Source organism: Sphingobacterium puteale, from assembly GCF_050986225.1.
In the GTDB taxonomy this organism is placed as follows: domain Bacteria; phylum Bacteroidota; class Bacteroidia; order Sphingobacteriales; family Sphingobacteriaceae; genus Sphingobacterium; species Sphingobacterium puteale.
This window is the reverse complement of sequence record NZ_CP158959.1, coordinates 6,013,968-6,030,379: the sequence shown is the minus strand read 5'-3', so window position 1 is coordinate 6,030,379 and position 16,412 is coordinate 6,013,968. Positions and strand designations below refer to the sequence as shown.

Genomic DNA, 16,412 nt, shown 5'->3' with positions numbered 1-16,412 from the left:
ATAAATATGGCAAATATTGTTGCAATTGTTGGTCGCCCAAATGTTGGTAAATCTACCTTATTCAATCGTCTTACCGAAAGTAGAAAAGCGATTGTTGATGACTTTAGCGGGGTGACGCGCGACCGTCATTATGAGACGGCGGAGTGGATCGGAAAGAAATTTACAGTAATTGATACAGGTGGTTTTGTACATGGTTCGGATGATGTCTTTGAAGAGGCAATCCGTGATCAGGTATACATCGCTATTGAGGAAGCGTCAGTCGTTATATTCATGGTAGATGTTACTACTGGTATTACTGACCTGGATGATGAAATCGCTGATATCCTCAGAAGAAGCTCTAAACCCGTATATGTGGTAGCCAACAAAGTTGACCATGCTAAATTGCATCATGAATCTGCCGAATTTTATGCTTTCGGTTTAGGAGAAGTATTCAATATTTCATCTGCAACAGGTTCTGGTACCGGAGAGCTATTGGATGCTGTCGTATCGCACTTTGAAGAAGAGCAGGAAGAAGATGAAGCTTTACCTAAATATACAATTGTAGGTCGTCCAAATGTGGGCAAATCCTCATTGACAAATGCATTGATCGGTAAAGACCGTAATATCGTAACGCCTATGGCGGGCACAACACGGGATTCTATCCGGATTCATTACAATCAATATGGACATAATTTCCTTTTGATCGATACTGCCGGTCTTCGCCGTAAATCAAAAGTAAACGAAGATATTGAATTCTATTCGGTCATGCGTACCATCAAAGCATTGGAGGATTCTGATGTGACTATTTTGATGTTGGATGCTCAGGATGGCTTGGAAGCGCAAGATGTGAATATCTTTAACTTGGCGGAGAAAAATCGTAAAGGTATCGTAATCGTCGTCAATAAATGGGATTTGATCGAGAAGGACAACAAGACGATGAAAGCCTTCGAAGATCGGATCAGAGAAAAAATAGCACCATTCACGGATGTGCCAATTATCTTTACTTCGGTAACGGAAAAACAACGTGTCCTAAAAGTATTGGAAGTGGCTGACAAGGTTTACGCGAACAAAACAAAAAAGATTCCGACTTCAAAGTTGAACGAAGTGATGCTGGATATTATCGAGAGCTATCCACCTCCATCCTTAAAGGGAAAATATATCAAAATTAAATATGTGACACAATTGCCAGGAAGAACACCGATGTTTGCCTTCTTCTGTAATTTGCCACAATATATCAAAGATCCATATAAACGCTTTATTGAGAATAAATTGCGTGAGCACTTTGACTTTACAGGTGTGCCTATTCAAATATATTTCAGACAAAAATAGATTTCCAAGCAGAGAACAAACATGGACCACAATCTCTTTTTATACAATACGCTTTCGCGAACAAAGGAAAAATTCGAACCGATCCACGCCAACCTTGTTGGGATGTATGTTTGTGGACCTACCGTTTACAGCGATGTACATTTAGGTAACTGTCGAACGTTCATTTCTTTTGATCTGATTTTTAGGTATCTACGTCATTTGGGGTATAAAGTACGTTATGTACGCAATATTACAGATGCAGGGCATTTGGAGGGCGATCGTGATGAAGGAGATGATAAGTTTGCAAAAAAGGCTAAGCTGGAACAGCTGGAACCAATGGAAATCGTGCAGAAGTATACCATTGGTTTTCATGATGTTTTGCGTCTTTTCAATACCTTGCCGCCGAGCATTGAACCAACTGCAACAGGTCATATTTCTGAACAGATCGAAATGATCGAACAGATCATTGACAATGGTTATGCTTATGAAACAAATGGTACAGTATATTTTGATGTTGAAAAATACGTACAGCAGTATGATTATACCGTATTGACCAATCGCAAATTGGAAGACATGCTGAACAATACGCGGGAGTTGAGTGGGCAGGATGAAAAAAAAGGGCGTTTGGATTTTGCGCTGTGGATCAAAGCAAAACCCGAAACGATTATGCGCTGGCCGGCACCTTGGAGCGTTGGATTTCCGGGATGGCATATTGAATGTTCGGCAATGAGCAGAAAGTATTTAGGTGACCAGTTTGATATACACGGCGGTGGAATGGATCTGGCGGCTACACATCATACGAACGAAATCGCACAATCTGAAGCCTGTAATCATACTGCACCTGCTAAATATTGGATGCATACAAATATGCTGACGGTTAATGGTGCAAGAATGTCCAAATCCGCGGGTAATGGATTTTTACCGGGGGAGCTGTTCACCGGCAACCACCCCTTGTTAAATAGGGGTTATTCGCCAATGGCTGTTCGCTTCTTCATGCTACAGGCACATTATCGAAGTACATTGGATTTTTCCAATGAAGCACTGGATGCTGCTGATAAGGGGTATAAGCGCTTGATGAGCGCCATGGGATTGCTGGATAAACTCAAGGTTTCAAATGGAGCTGACTCGTTCAATCTGGCAGAAATTCGTCATAAATGTTATGCCGCAATGGATGACGATTTCAATAGTCCGGTGCTGATCGCTGAATTATTTGAGATCGTGCGGGTCATTAACTCCATTTATGACGGTAAAGCAAAAGTCTCTGAAGAAGGATTGGAAAAGCTAAAAATTTTCATGAAAGAGTTTGTCGAAGATATTCTTGGACTGCGAAATGATCAAGCTTCGGGGACAGATGATATTGACGATGTCATGAGCCTAGTGATCAAATTACGTAATGAGGCAAAAGCAAATAAGGATTTTGTCACTTCGGATCGCATACGTGATGAGCTCAATGCAATTGGTATCCAACTGAAAGATAGTAAAGAAGGAACACTTTGGAATAAGATTTGATAGATAAAAAATCGAATCAAAAAAAGAGGAAAAAAATGGAATATTCATCGTTGGAAAGTTTAGATACGTTTAAAACCAGAGAATATTTCCTGTCGCCTTTAAAAGAAAACCGAGTGTAACGAGTTCATCCAATACAAAAAAATGAACTCTGATAAATAATCATTTGCATATGAATTTTTGGAACAGGTTATCCATTGTTGCATTGGTGAGTACAATGGGTACAACATTGTACGCACAGATACCCGAAAAAGTAGGGAGCTTACTACAGGCTGATAAAGATGCCGCAGCATTGGCGAAAGCTTCAACTCCCCATCAGGCATTTTTATCTATTATTGACAAAGAATCCACATTTTATGTTCCTTCGGCGGTAAATGCATACAATTACCTCAATAATAGGCCCAATATTCCAGATGTATTAGACTGGCAGCCTACTTTTGCGCTTGTTGCTAAAAGCCTGGAGTTTGGGGTGACATCTGGTGCCATGGATTTTCAAAAAGTGGGCGCCCGATTGCGCCACGGGGAATACCTGACAGTATGGAAACGCAACAAGAAAGGAAAATGGTTAGTTGATATCCGTGCCGAAGTGGAGAATAATGGTAAGGATGGTGACTTTGATCTGGAATTTATTGAACCGACGGATTCATGGTACCTCAAGCATCGGTCAAAGGTGCGTTTAAACCAGCGTGAAGATATTGTTCTGGAAACTGATAAGTTGATGTCCACTGTCCTTAAAGCGGACAATCCTACGGCTTACAAAGAGTTTTTGAGTGAAGATGTACGGTTTCTGTTTCCCTGGACGAGTCCGATGGAAGGAAAGGATAAAATGATGGCCTACCTGAAGAAACAACGAATGACGATCGAAACGGTTCCGGAAGAAGTAAAACGTTCTTATAGCGGAGATTTTGCCTATACAAAAGGAACTGCAACTGTACGACAAAAAGATAAGGTCGTTAAGTATAATTATATCCGGATATGGCAACTGAGTGAACTGGCAAAAGATGATGTAAAGAAGGCAAACTGGAATATCCTGATCGAGATGATGTTTGAGAAATAGACTTGGAGCTATTCTAGAAAATAAAATAAAAAAGACTTGAATATGCATTCAAGTCTTTTTTATTTTGGAGTAGGGAGAAATTCTTTATTTTTTTCTCCATTTTTCTAGTTCTTCACAAGCGCCAAAGTCATCACTGATATCTATGAAAGTATTCTTCGCTTTATCGTCAAACCATTTGCTCAGATTACGACGTACTTTATCTTCTTTTGCTGCATCCTTGATCTTGGTGAAATCCTGATCTAAGTTTGCTTTATGCGGCGGGATACGGGTTTTAAGATAGTTAAAACGGTAACCTATCTCTCCTGTTTTATCGGTGAATTGTTCCGGTTTTGAATATTCCCCCGGTTTTAGTGGGTCAATGGCAGTAAATACGGACTTCTCTAGTCCATCCATCGGAATTAACGTTGTACGGCTGGATCCTTGTGGATTTAAGACCATACCACCGTTAAATTTGCTTTCTTCAGCGTCAGAATTGTTGGTAGCAGCGTGGTAAAAATCTAATTTCTTGTCGACAACCAATTTATAGATGCTGTCCAATTTGTTTTTGGTCCGTTCCAAAGCAGCTGCACCGGGATTCATTTTCATCAGAATATGGCGGGTATGCACCTCTTCACCCCGTCTTTCCAGTACCTGAATGATGTGAAAGCCATATTTTGACTCAACAATAGGTGATATCTCTCCCGGCTTTAATTTAAAAGCCATTGCCGAGAACTCTTTTACATAATTGTCACGGGTACCAAAGCCAAGGTCACCACCGTATGGCGCCGAACCCGGATCTTGTGAATAAAGGCGAGCCATGGTTCCGAAATCTGAGCCATCGACAATCTGCTTGCGGATACCTTCGATCTTCTCGCGTTGCTCTTTTTTCTCTTCGTCGGTCAATTGAGGCAGCATAACGATTTCGCCGATCTCTACTTCCGTATTGAAATAAGGAAGGCTATCTTGATCCAATCCTTCAAAATAACGTTTTACTTCAAGTGGCGTTACGTCCACTTTTTGAACGATATTTTGTTGCATCTTATTCGCTTTCAACTGCTCGAAAACGCTTGCGCGCATTTCCTCTTTGTACTGCAGCAAAGAACGGTTCAGGAATTTTTCCAGCCGTTCTTGACCACCAGCCTGTTGCGACATGTGGCGCAAGCGAGAATTTAAGTTGTCATCCACTTCTGTTTCTGTCACATCGATGGAGTCAATTACTGCCTGTTGGGAAAGGAGCTTCTGAATGATCAATTGCTCAAGAACTCCACATTTAAACTTCTCATTTGGTTTATTCCCTTGGGCAAGCCATTGTGAATATTGCATATCCAAATCAGATTGTAGGATAATTCCCGAACCAACAGTGGCCACCACACGGTCAATAATTTGATTTTGTGCAAAGCTGGCCTGAATTGATACAAACAGCAACAAAAACAATATATATATGTTTTTTTTCATCTTTTTAAATTATTTATAAGTGTCGATCTCATCGGTATAAATGAACTCGTTTCACTCGGTTTTTTTTCATTTGTGATGAAGCTGTCAGATCTATTCATTCCCTTATGTAATTGAATAAATCATGATGGTTTCATCTAAATAATATATTTCTAAATGCTGATGAAACAGTCGCGAACAGTTTGTAAATCCTGTACAGGTCATACAGATCCGTGTCACGATGAAATCATCTAGATCACTAATAATCTCCCGATTCTGTCGTTCAATAGATACTATTTTGAACAACAGCACAAAATTATCAGATTATATGAATTATTCGTATTTTTATTTAACAATATTTTTATAATCCCAATATTTCAAATGGAGATTTTCGACTTGTTAAAATTGATTCGCTAAAAATACGGATTTGCCTCTTAGAAAGGGCGGTTTTAACCTAATTTAACAAGTTTATCGGCGCTAATGATAAGGTCGAAAAGTATCTTGATTTTTTGCCTCATAGTGCGAACAAAGCGAAATTTTGGTATTTTATTTTTTAATAGATTGTATACATATGAAAAAAGCTTTTATTTATCTGATGACACTTTTACCGATGGCAAGTTTTGCACAACAGATTCCAATGTTTGTTGGAACCTATACGAACAAAACAGAAAGCAAAGGTATCTATATCTATAATTTCGATACAAAGACCGGTGAGGCTGCACTAGTCAGTACACAGGAAAGTAAGGATCCGTCCTTTCTGGCACGGAATAATAATTTTATCTACGCAGTCAACGAACTTCCAAACCAAGAGGGCACAGTTTCCGCCTATTCATTTAAGGATGGACAATTAACTTTCTTAAATTCACTCCCTACAGGCGGAGAATCACCTTGTTTTGTTGAAGTTCATCCGAAAGGGAATCTGCTCGCTGTTGCAAACTACACTGGTGGATCGGCGGCTCTATTTGATCTCGAGTCAAATGGTGTCTTAAGTAAAAGAAGCCGGCTGGTGCAACATGAAGGCAAAGGCGTTGATCCCGTCCGCCAGGAAAAGCCACACGTCCATTCTGCTTTTTTTTCAAACAAAGGCGACCGCTTATACGTGCAGGATCTGGGATTGGATCAAATCTCGGTATTTCCGGTTAACAAGAGTGGAGATGCTTTTAGCCTAGCCGAAGCATCCGAAGATTTCTTTACCCCGGCAGGTGGAGGACCCCGTCATATTGTTTTCGATAAAAAGGAAAAATTCCTTTATGCAATATTGGAAATGACCGGACAAATTGCCTCTTTTAAGAAAGAGGGCAATGATTGGATGTATCAGAGTACCTACGAAATCAACCCCGAGGGATTCAAGGGTCAGAATGGTGGCGCAGATATTAAGATTTCTGCAGACGGAAAATTTATATATGCGACCAACCGCGGTGATGCAAATACGATAGCGATCTTTTCGGTGGAAAAAGACGGAGGATTAAAAAAACTGTCCAATACTTCAGTAAAAGGAAAGGGGCCGCGGAATTTTAATCTTTCTCCCGATGGAAAATACCTGCTGGTGGCTAATCAGTATACCAATAATATTGTTTTGTTCAGTCGTGATCCCAAGACCGGATTATTGACTGACACGGGTAAGGAAATTAAAGTTCCGGCTCCGGTCTGCATTATTTTTTAGTTCCTCTAGCGGAAGTCAGGGGGCATGATCTATTGGAATCGAACCAACACAGATAAGGGGTCAAAATTTTGACCCCTTATCTGTGTCGAAGGTATTTTGTTGATGGTGCCGTTTAACCAAATATTGAAACAGCAAAGTTTAAAAATTTTCTTTTCTGCAATCCAGCTGCCCTTCTTTTTCCAGATCGTTTAAGGTTGTTCCTTTCCAGGTTTTTACACGCTGTATATAGGCAGCCCGTCCGATCATATGCGCGGCAACTGGTGCGGTCAAAATGAGAAAGAAACCAATTGCTATCGCTTTGGTCGTTACTGACACATCCGGGAATGTCATTGCGGCACAGATCAATAAAAGACCAACGCCTAAGGTCGCTGCTTTTACGGTCACAGAAAGCCGTAAATAGAAATCCGGCATTCTTAATATGCCAATTGAAGCGAACAATATGGCCAGTGCGCCGATCGTGCTTAAAATTGCTAACGTAATATCAGTCATCATTGCTTTGTTTTTCTAAATAAAATGAAAAGGCTATAGTTCCTAAAAATGCGATCAGGGCCAAGATCATGGCAATATCTAAAAATACTTCCTGCGAAGTCCGTATACTATAGACTGTAATAATTCCAATTCCAATTGTGATAATGAGATCCAGTGCAATGACCCTGTCAAAGATCTGCGGGCCTTTGTACAGGCGGATAAACGCAAGTATAACCGATATCGTTAATATCGGCAGGATAACATAATCGAAGTAAGTAGTTAAAGTCATCGTAAGAGTTCTAAAAGTCGGCGTTCAACATTGTTTTTAAGTGTGGAGACAAATTGCTCCTTGCTCTTCATGTACATTACATGTATAAAAAGCGTTTTCTTATCTTCGCTTACATCCAGAATAAGTGTGCCCGGTGTGAGTGATATAAACGTTGAAAGCAAATTGATCTCCAGATCAGTTTTGGCATCCATAGGATACTTGACGATGGCCGGTTTAATAAAAAACTTTGGTGTAATGACATCGTAAGCAACCTGAACATTGGCGACGATCATCTCCCAGAGGAAAAAAAGAATAAAACTGACTGTTTTTGGAACACGATAGAAATAACGTTGATCCGCCTCATTCTTATTCATGATCCAAAGAATGGCAAAGCCAAGTAAAAAACCGAACAGGAAATTTGAATAATACATTGATCCTGTCAGTGCCACCCAAATAAAGGAGAGCATGAGGTTCATTAAAAACTGCTTTATCATATTAATTCTGTCCTCCCAATACAGCATTTATATAAGGTGAAGTATCCAATAGTTGCGTAGCGATCCGATCTGCAAGGTGTATAATAGCCTCTGCGTTAAATCCGATATAAAGCGATGCAGATGCCAATATAATCACAGGCAAGAGCAGCATTGTTTTTCTGTAGCCGATCATTTTGGCAAATTTGTCTTCGATGATTTCTGGCTGCGGGGCATCCTTCCAAAAGACCTGAGCCCACATTTTGGCAATGACATAGAGCGTAATAAAACTTCCGATGATCAGTGCTCCGGCAAACGCATATTTCTCCAATTGAAAGGCATCTTTAAAAAGATAGATTTTGGGCCAGAATCCGGATAAAGGGGGGATACCTACCAAGGAGAAGAGGACAATAGCGAAAAGTAAGGAAATCTTTGGGTATTGTGCATAAAGACCACCCAATTTATTCATATCCATGGTACCCCGGAGCTGCCGAATGACGCCTGCCATTAAGAACAAGTTCGTTTTTACCATGATATCGTGAATAAGATAAAAAATAGCACCCAATAGCGCCCATTTGCTGTATAAACCTAAACCGCCAATCATAAAACCAATATGGCAAACAATCAGGTAGGAGAATAACCTTCTGATATTTGTCTTGATCAAAGCGCCAAAAGCGCCGGTTAAAATCGTGAGTACAGCCAATATGACCAACAATTCTTTGGTGAAATGGTTTGGGATAAACAATAAAGAAAATACCCTGAATAAGGCATAGATTCCCACTTTGGTCAATAATCCGCCGAAGGTCGCGGCGACGGCTGAGGGCGGTGTATGATAGGAAGAGGGAAGCCAAAAATAAAGCGGAAAAACAGCAGATTTGATACCAAAACCAATCAGGAAAAAAGTAGCCGTAATTTCGACGAGTGCCTGATTTTGTATCTTGGGTATACGCATGGCCAAGTCAGCCATATTGAGCGAGCCCGAGATCCCGTATAAGATACCGATACCTGTCAAGAAGAATGTAGAAGCCAATATATTCATGGCCATATATTTTACTGCACCTTCCAATTGTGATTTACGCCCCCCCAGTGTCATCAGCACAAATGAAGAGATGATAATAACCTCAAACCAGACGTATAGATTAAAAATATCTCCAGTCAAAAATGCTCCATTTAAGCCCATCATCAGGAAATGAAAAATAGGAAAATAGCCATATAAAATACGTTGTCTTCCGACACCCACACAGGAAAAAATGGAAACGGCAAGTCCTGCAATTGAGGTGAGGAGAACAAGTGTGCTACTGAATAGATCCGCAACAAAGACGATTCCAAATGGAGCCTTCCAATTAGCCGCATTCATGGTCAGGATTTCGCCGTCATAGACCTTGAAAAAAAGCTTAAATGCAAGAATAAGTGCTAAAATACTTCCACCTACGCTCAAAAAACGCTGCGCAGTCGATTTCCGCCAGAACATCAGTTGTACAATGGCAATAAAAAGGTGCACGATCACCGTGGCAATAATCTGGTTGTCTATCATATATCTTCTTCCTCAGGCGTGTTCAAATCATCCAAATCATCCGTGCCCAGCAATGCGTAAACACGTTTAAGCAGCACAATAGCAAACGAAGTCAAGCCAAAACTGATCACGATTGCAGTTAAAATAAGCGCTTGCGGAATAGGATCCGCATAGATGTCCGTAAATACTTTTAAATCAGGATCAATAATGGGCGGCTTACCTTTGATAATATTACCCAACAAAAAGATCAAAATATTGGTACCATTGCCCAATAACATAATCCCCAAAAGTAGTTTTACCATGCTGCGTCGCAAGATGAGGTATATTCCAGCGGCATATAGAATACCGATCAATAAAACGAGAATCAGTTCCATTATTCCTCCTCCTTATTTAAAGCGATCGTGAATAAAATAGTCAATACGACCCCAATGACCACAAAGTATACTCCGAGATCAAAAAACAGAGCAGTGCCGATCATACCGATGACGGGGATCTTCTCCTCCAGCCAGAGTCCGGTCATGACCGGATAGCCAAAAAAGGTAGGTAAAAACATGCTTACCGCAGCAATTCCAAGTCCAATGGGAATCAGTGACAAAGGTTTATACTGAATGAGTTTCATGGTGTTCTGAGTACCAAAGGCAAAACTATGCAGTACAAAAGCAATGGATGCGACCAGGCCACCTACAAATCCCCCGCCGGGATAGTAATGCCCCCTAAGCAGGAGGAATACCGAAAATAATAAAAGTATCGGTAAGAGATACCGCGTCGCGGTTTGTAATATCGTGCTATTCATTTTATAGTATTGAGTAGTTAGATAGGAGTATTGAGATTTTACTGATACAAGCCTAAGGCTTACGTACTGACTCCCTTTTTAATTTCCAATTTTAACTTTTTCATTTTACTCTTTATCAGAGGATTTTAAACGTAATTTCAATAAACTGTAGACTCCCAGTGCTGCAATACTCAGCACAACGATTTCAAACATGGTATCGAAGCCCCTAAAGTCCACCAGCAGTACATTGACAACATTTTTTCCTTTGGCCAATACATAAGCATAATCACCATAGAAGTCACTAATATCTGTGGTTGTCGGTTCATGTAAGACACGTAAGGCGACCATGGAAAGCAGCATGCCAAATATGATGGCGACCACGGCGTCCCGAATGATGGTACGTCGGTTTGCCAAATTTAGGAAAGACGGTAATTTGAAAAGGACCAGTACAAAAAGAACCACTGTTAAAGTGTCAATCGTAAATTGTGTCATTGCTAGATCCGGTGCACTATAGAACACAAAGATGAGGCATATCGCATAGCCTACAACACTTGTCGCTACCACTGCGGTTAATCTTGATGAGGTTCTGATCGTCAATACAATGGCGCCGATTAAGATACATACGGTTGTCACCTCATAGAAACTCACAGGTGACAGGGTATCCCATTTGATGTGTAATGGACCGCCCAGGTAAAGCTGATAACCAATCAATAATTCCGCGAATAGAATGATCTTCAATAAATAGGAGCGTAGATAGCCATTGTGCATCTTTGCGGTAAAAAAGGCCGAAAATAATTCAATTTCGCGGGCACATGCGTTGAGAATATTCGCTGGCGAAATTTTCTCAAACGTAGCGATCCAGGCCAGTTTCTTGTGACTAGGCGTGTTGGAAATAAATACAAGCGTTCCGACCAAGATGGTGATGGCACTCAGCAAAAGTATGAGGTTAAAACCATGCCATATTTTTAGATGAAAGACCTCCTGTTGCGCCAAGATGCTGTTTGCGGTTGGTCCGGAAATCCAGTCGCCAACAAAACCGGGAAAGCAACCAAAGATCACTCCCAGTATTGCCAAAAGCAACGGTGGGATCCACATCGATTTATAAGGTAAATGGATATGGTCAAACTGTTCAGGTAATCTGCCGATAAAGGGTTTGATTCCAGCCATAAATCCAGCCGATACCAGCAGTATGTTTGTTGCTACGGCGGCTATTGTCAAGTAGAGGAATAAACTAGGGGCAGCATGTAAAGTAGCCTCATAGATCAGGTCCTTTCCAATAAATCCAAAGGTCAAGGGCACGCCTGCACTGGAGAGAGCTGCAAGGAAGCCAGCAATGGCAACAGGCATTAGGACTTTCCGTAAGCCCTGTAGAACGGTGAGGTCCCTTGTCCCGGTTTCATGGTCTATAATACCCGTAATTAGGAACAGCGCAGCTTTGTACAAGGCGTGCACGAGAATAAAAACACTTGCAGCGATGGCAGCTTCCTTAGACCCAAGCCCAAGTAAGAAAACCAAGATCCCCAGTGCGGATATTGTCGAATAAGCCAGCACCCCCTTAAGATCCGTTCTGAAAAGCGAGTGAAATGCTGCGTAGAGCATGGTAATACCACCGATGATCATAAGCGAATACATCCAGATCGGATTTCCGCCCAAGATTGGCGAGAAGCGGGCCAGCAAATATACCCCTGCTTTCACCATAGTTGCAGAGTGAAGGTAAGCTGATACCGGTGTTGGGGCCTTCATTGCCCCCGGCAGCCAAAAATGGAAGGGAAACTGGGCAGATTTTGTAATGGCACCGAGCGCGACCAGTCCAAAAATAAGCGGGAAAAGTGGATGCTGTTGAATCAAAGAAACCTTGTCGACAAGTTCGCTGATATTATACGTTCCAGCGATATTGCCTATCAATACAAAACCAGCAAGCAGAAAAAATCCGCCGAGGCCCGTAATGGATAGCGCGGTCATCGCACTTTTCCTGGAATCCTCCTGATCGTTGTTGAAGCCGATCAGAAAAAACGAACTAATGGATGTTAATTCCCAAAATATAAAGAGCAAGAGCATGTTGTCGGACAGTACCAGACCCAACATGGCGGACATAAACAAACAGAGGTAGCCGAAAAATCGGTCGATGTATTTATGTCCCTTCAGATAGGCATTCGCGTAGAAGAATATACACGCTCCTATTCCAGTTATTAGCAAGGCGAAAAGCAGGGAGAGCCCATCTAATTTGAAATCCAGATTGATACCTAATGACGGAACCCACGCTGTGGATTGGACAAAATAAGATCCCTGGCCGATAGGTACCACAAATTTTGTAAAATACAGAAATAGGAGTACCGGTAAGAATGCGAGAATAAAACCCCATTTGGTTTTTAGGAATCTACCAAATGGAACAATAAGGCTCGATGTTATTAATCCTGATAGAACAGTAAATAGCATTTAGTCTTTGTTTTAATTTTTATTGGAAGTATACGTTTTTCAATAAGAACCTTCGAAATTTCATCGCTGTTGATACATATCTGGCTATGAAGGTTTTTTTTGAAAGTCTACAATATAGTAAAAAAACTCGAAAAAATTGGAGTTTTTGTATGTTTTGCTTCGTATAAAGACAAAAAAAGATGGTTTTGTTTTGCTTGGGGAATTTCTTGACGCTAAAAATGCTTTGAAAAAAAGAGCCAGATTTATTTATAAATCTGGTTCTTTTTTTTGGCCGTTGAAATAGAGTCATCTTTCAGAATTCAATTCTTTTTTAGATATTTTTGACATACAACCCGCCTAATAGCTAGTTACAAGCAGGAAATAAATTGTCTATAACGTGTTGAATTGGTTTAGCCTCTCCTGATGAAAATGTTGGCTTATTCCCTATTTCGATTACAATTCCGTCTTTTACTTTGTAATATTTTGGATTGGATTTATTAAAATAAATTCCGTCAGGCAATAAACAAGTTAATCCCACATTGTAATAGTTTTTGTTGTTGTTACTATAAATGAATGTTGGGTACATTGTATTGTCATTGTGTGCATATCCTTCGTGAGAAACGTAATAATAAGTACCAATGTAATTTGTAGGGAAGTTCAAGACTGGTACTTGTGGTTTATAGATAATCTCATCAAATTCAGCAGGAACCAGAACATTTCCAATTAAGACCATTCTATCGTCTTTAAATAAAGGTTGCTCATTTTCAGATAATTCAGCTGCAAATGCTGAATGTAGTATCGCTCCTGCAATAGCTCCAGCTACCATCGCTGTCCCATTTCTACTAGCAATACCAGCTGTAATTGCACCACTTATAGCTCCTTTTAAATCACGTTTTACCGTCCTCCAAAAACCGCCCCAAAAGCCTTTTGTAGCGACCAATTGTGGAATATTAATTGGAGTCGACCAATAGGAATAAGAATCCAACATTACCTCTGCAGCGCTGGTTAAAATTGTCTGCTCCTCTGTGGAAAGATTTAAAAAGGTAGTGGATGTGATAATAGCTTCGATTTGGTTGTTCAGATCTTGATATGAAGATGGTTCTTGTATAGCTAGCAATTGGTTGCTCGTCAGGTAAAACTGTTGACTATAAGCTTGCCCCGTCTGGCTTAAACTAATTGTAGGCAAATTATCTAAATTGAATCCTGGAATTGAGTTCGCTAAATATTTGTAGTCTTGTAACCCTTCAAGTTCTAGATAATTAAAAAGCGCAGGTGTTAATTCATTGCTTATTTCTAAAGGAGTTCGAATAGGATCTAAAGGGACTTGGATACCTGCTCCTTTTGTTTTTACTCTATTTTCCTTTAGGTATTCGAGTCCTTTGTGATGGAGTGAGGCCATTCGTTTTATCTCTGCACGGTTTACTTTTAACGGTTGCTCAGCAATATCATTTTTACAAGAAGAAATGATAAATGTCAATAATAATGACAGGATAATAATTGATTTGATTTTCATAAAATTTATTTAAGTAGTTTTGAAGTAATTAATCCAATTGGTGTCCTTGTTCCACTCTAATTTTTTATAGGCATCTAAGTATGTTTTTTTTGTTTTTTTTCCGACAAATACACTTAATCCCGAGTAAGAGTTTATTTTTTGATTTAAGAAGAAGTTAGTGTTAGCTTTATAGATGACTACGTTTTCTAAAGACCTCTCTAAATTATAGAGTTTATTAGTAGGGTAGTTCTTACTGATTAAATCCAAAAGATCGTAAGACGATAATAAATCAGATCCATTCTGGAAGTTTAATTTTTGTACTCCGGAAATATTTATTTGAAGCTTATCCGTATCTTCAATAATTCGCTTTATTCCTGCTGGAATCAGGTTCAGTTTTTTAGCATCAATCAAACTAACTGTAGCTGAGGCATATGGTCCTTTCTTTGTCTGATAATAATTAAAGAAGCTTTCACAAACTCGCTTTAAGCCTTCTTCTCCAGCGAAAAGATCAGCGGTGCAATCTTGGTATGGGAAACCCGAGGCCAATACTTCCGCCGGAGAAGAGATGAAATATTTAGCTTTATTTCTTAACTCATACATAACTTCTATACTTCCCATGTAGCATGCATCAAATAAAATGAAATCAAGATCATTGGGTAATGCTCGTTTAAGATCCAATAAGTCCATTTCAAAACCGTTATCGTTTCCAAAAGATTTAGTATTTACAGCTTTCGCTTTCGGGAGCCAAGAAGTGGCATGGGACCATAAAATTAGTCCATAAGAATCAGCTGGTGCAAAGCTTCTGGAATCAGCCACAACTTTCTGAAGAAAATTTGGATCAGAACTATTGCTATTTTGATAAATTTTTAGCGTGTCAGAGATGATTCTTTCTTCTAAAGAATAACGAACTCTAAGGAGGTAAGAATTGTGTTTGTCTGTTTTAACATAAGCAATGACACTGCCATCAATCTCCTTTATACCTTTTTGAATCTTTTTTATTGTTGAGAAGGCTTCATTTCTCAAATCATTATTTCCTGAGATATAGAACAGAACCGTTTTTTTTGCTATTTTTTCCCCAATGTAATAATCGTCTTTTCTTCCACAGTAGCTTAACAGGATCAATTGAAATACTATTGTTAATTTAATTAATAAGGTTTTCAATGTTAAATGGTTATTTTTTTTATTAAAAAATGCAATACAATTTTAGTGAAAAAATAATATTGTAGAAATGTTTTTAATAAAAAAGATTATCAGTGCTTTTTTAATTTTAAAAAATTCGTTGTTTATTTGTTTTTTTTAGCGGATGTGAATTTGTTCATTGATTCCAATAAATGTTTTTTTTTTGCTTGAAGACGGAATCAGTCACTGTAAATGGGCTTAAAGTAATTTAAACCTGTGGTCAAGGAAGAATTGATTTAATAATTGTTAAAGTAAGATTAAAATTCTATCTTTACACTAGACTAGTTTGTCGATCTCCATTAATCGCGACTGATCAATTGTTTTTTACACCCGTTTTAAGTTATGGGACCTGAAGAAAAGTTATTTAGACAGCATTATAAAAGTTTGTGTCACTTTGCGTGGAAATTCGTGGGGGAGTCTTCCGTTGCGGAAGATTTGGTACAGGAAGCTTTTATTACCTTTTTTAGGGAAAAACAGCGCATGGATGAATCCGAGAATTTTGTTCGCAATTATTTATACACTGCTGTTCGGTTTTCCTGTTTAAAATATATCCGGCACGAGAAGGTAAAGGAGAAATACTGGTCACAGGTCGGTTTTACGGAAGAGGATGAACACTCTGTTGAATTATCAATGATCCATACGGAGGTTATCAATGAAGTCTATCGGATTATTCAAGAAATGCCGGCTGCCTGTCAGCAAATTTTCAAAATGGGATATTTAGAGGGATTGTCTAATTTAGAGATTACAGAAAGGCTTCAGATCAGTGTGAATACCGTTAAAACTCAAAAACAGCGCGGTATGAAAATGCTGTTGGACAAGCTACATCCAGAATTTTTGCCCTTTGTTATTTTTTTGTTAAAATAATTTTAAATATTTGTCACCCCATATTAATCTATAGGGTTTCTAACCTAT

15 protein-coding genes are annotated in these 16,412 nt (G+C 39.4%); 5 read left to right on the top strand and 10 right to left on the bottom strand.

What is annotated here, in order from left to right:
* The first annotated feature begins 6 nt into the window (after positions 1-6).
* From der to ABTV71_RS25280, 3 genes are all read left to right on the top strand, one after another.
* Entirely contained in the window at positions 7-1,308 is a 1,302-nt protein-coding gene (der, locus tag ABTV71_RS25290) for a ribosome biogenesis GTPase Der (protein WP_104384042.1), read from the top strand.
* Positions 1,309-1,329: 21 nt separating this feature from the next.
* On the top strand, positions 1,330-2,796 hold the full coding sequence (cysS, locus tag ABTV71_RS25285) for a cysteine--tRNA ligase (protein ID WP_433901481.1): 1,467 nt from the start codon (positions 1,330-1,332) through the stop codon (positions 2,794-2,796).
* A gap of 169 nt (positions 2,797-2,965) precedes the next feature.
* Positions 2,966-3,850, top strand: coding sequence for a DUF4440 domain-containing protein (locus ABTV71_RS25280; protein WP_121120562.1), 885 nt, complete (start codon positions 2,966-2,968; stop codon positions 3,848-3,850).
* Between the two features lie 84 nt (positions 3,851-3,934).
* Here the strand turns inward: ABTV71_RS25280 and ABTV71_RS25275 are convergent, their stop codons facing one another.
* Positions 3,935-5,284, bottom strand: a complete 1,350-nt coding sequence (locus tag ABTV71_RS25275) for a peptidylprolyl isomerase (RefSeq protein ID WP_121120561.1) — start codon at positions 5,282-5,284, stop codon at positions 3,935-3,937.
* 547 nt (positions 5,285-5,831) lie between these two features.
* Between ABTV71_RS25275 and ABTV71_RS25270 the strand changes: the two genes are divergently transcribed.
* A complete protein-coding gene (locus tag ABTV71_RS25270; RefSeq protein WP_433901480.1) occupies positions 5,832-6,923 on the top strand; it encodes a lactonase family protein in 1,092 nt (363 codons plus the stop codon).
* A 138-nt stretch (positions 6,924-7,061) separates the two neighbouring features.
* Here ABTV71_RS25270 and mnhG read toward each other — a convergent pair whose 3' ends face one another.
* The 9 genes from mnhG to ABTV71_RS25225 all read right to left on the bottom strand — a co-directional run bounded on the left by mnhG (position 7,062) and on the right by ABTV71_RS25225 (position 15,482).
* A complete protein-coding gene (gene mnhG, locus ABTV71_RS25265; protein WP_245971213.1) occupies positions 7,062-7,415 on the bottom strand; it encodes a monovalent cation/H(+) antiporter subunit G in 354 nt (117 codons plus the stop codon).
* Positions 7,405-7,680, bottom strand: a complete 276-nt coding sequence (locus tag ABTV71_RS25260) for a monovalent cation/H+ antiporter complex subunit F (RefSeq protein WP_121120558.1) — start codon at positions 7,678-7,680, stop codon at positions 7,405-7,407. The genes mnhG and ABTV71_RS25260 overlap by 11 nt, the downstream gene beginning before the upstream one ends.
* Positions 7,677-8,153 (bottom strand): Na+/H+ antiporter subunit E, encoded by a 477-nt coding sequence (locus ABTV71_RS25255; protein WP_108634981.1) that lies wholly within the window; start codon positions 8,151-8,153, stop codon positions 7,677-7,679. The genes ABTV71_RS25260 and ABTV71_RS25255 overlap by 4 nt, the downstream gene beginning before the upstream one ends.
* 1 nt (position 8,154) lies before the next feature.
* A complete protein-coding gene (locus ABTV71_RS25250) occupies positions 8,155-9,663 on the bottom strand; it encodes a proton-conducting transporter transmembrane domain-containing protein (protein WP_433901479.1) in 1,509 nt (502 codons plus the stop codon).
* On the bottom strand, positions 9,660-10,016 hold the full coding sequence (locus ABTV71_RS25245) for a Na+/H+ antiporter subunit C (protein WP_104383872.1): 357 nt from the start codon (positions 10,014-10,016) through the stop codon (positions 9,660-9,662). Before ABTV71_RS25245 ends, ABTV71_RS25250 begins: the two co-directional genes overlap by 4 nt.
* Entirely contained in the window at positions 10,016-10,435 is a 420-nt protein-coding gene (locus ABTV71_RS25240) for a Na+/H+ antiporter subunit B (protein ID WP_433901478.1), read from the bottom strand. The genes ABTV71_RS25245 and ABTV71_RS25240 overlap by 1 nt, the downstream gene beginning before the upstream one ends.
* Before the next feature lie 105 nt (positions 10,436-10,540).
* Positions 10,541-12,850 (bottom strand): putative monovalent cation/H+ antiporter subunit A, encoded by a 2,310-nt coding sequence (locus ABTV71_RS25235; RefSeq protein ID WP_433901477.1) that lies wholly within the window; start codon positions 12,848-12,850, stop codon positions 10,541-10,543.
* 343 nt (positions 12,851-13,193) lie between these two features.
* Positions 13,194-14,342, bottom strand: a complete 1,149-nt coding sequence (locus tag ABTV71_RS25230; protein ID WP_433901476.1) for a hypothetical protein — start codon at positions 14,340-14,342, stop codon at positions 13,194-13,196.
* A gap of 9 nt (positions 14,343-14,351) precedes the next feature.
* Positions 14,352-15,482, bottom strand: coding sequence for a clostripain-related cysteine peptidase (locus ABTV71_RS25225; RefSeq protein ID WP_433901475.1), 1,131 nt, complete (start codon positions 15,480-15,482; stop codon positions 14,352-14,354).
* 360 nt (positions 15,483-15,842) lie between these two features.
* On the opposite strand from ABTV71_RS25225, the gene ABTV71_RS25220 reads away from it, so the two are divergent.
* Positions 15,843-16,364, top strand: coding sequence for an RNA polymerase sigma-70 factor (locus ABTV71_RS25220; protein ID WP_433901474.1), 522 nt, complete (start codon positions 15,843-15,845; stop codon positions 16,362-16,364).
* The last annotated feature ends 48 nt before the right edge of the window (positions 16,365-16,412 follow it).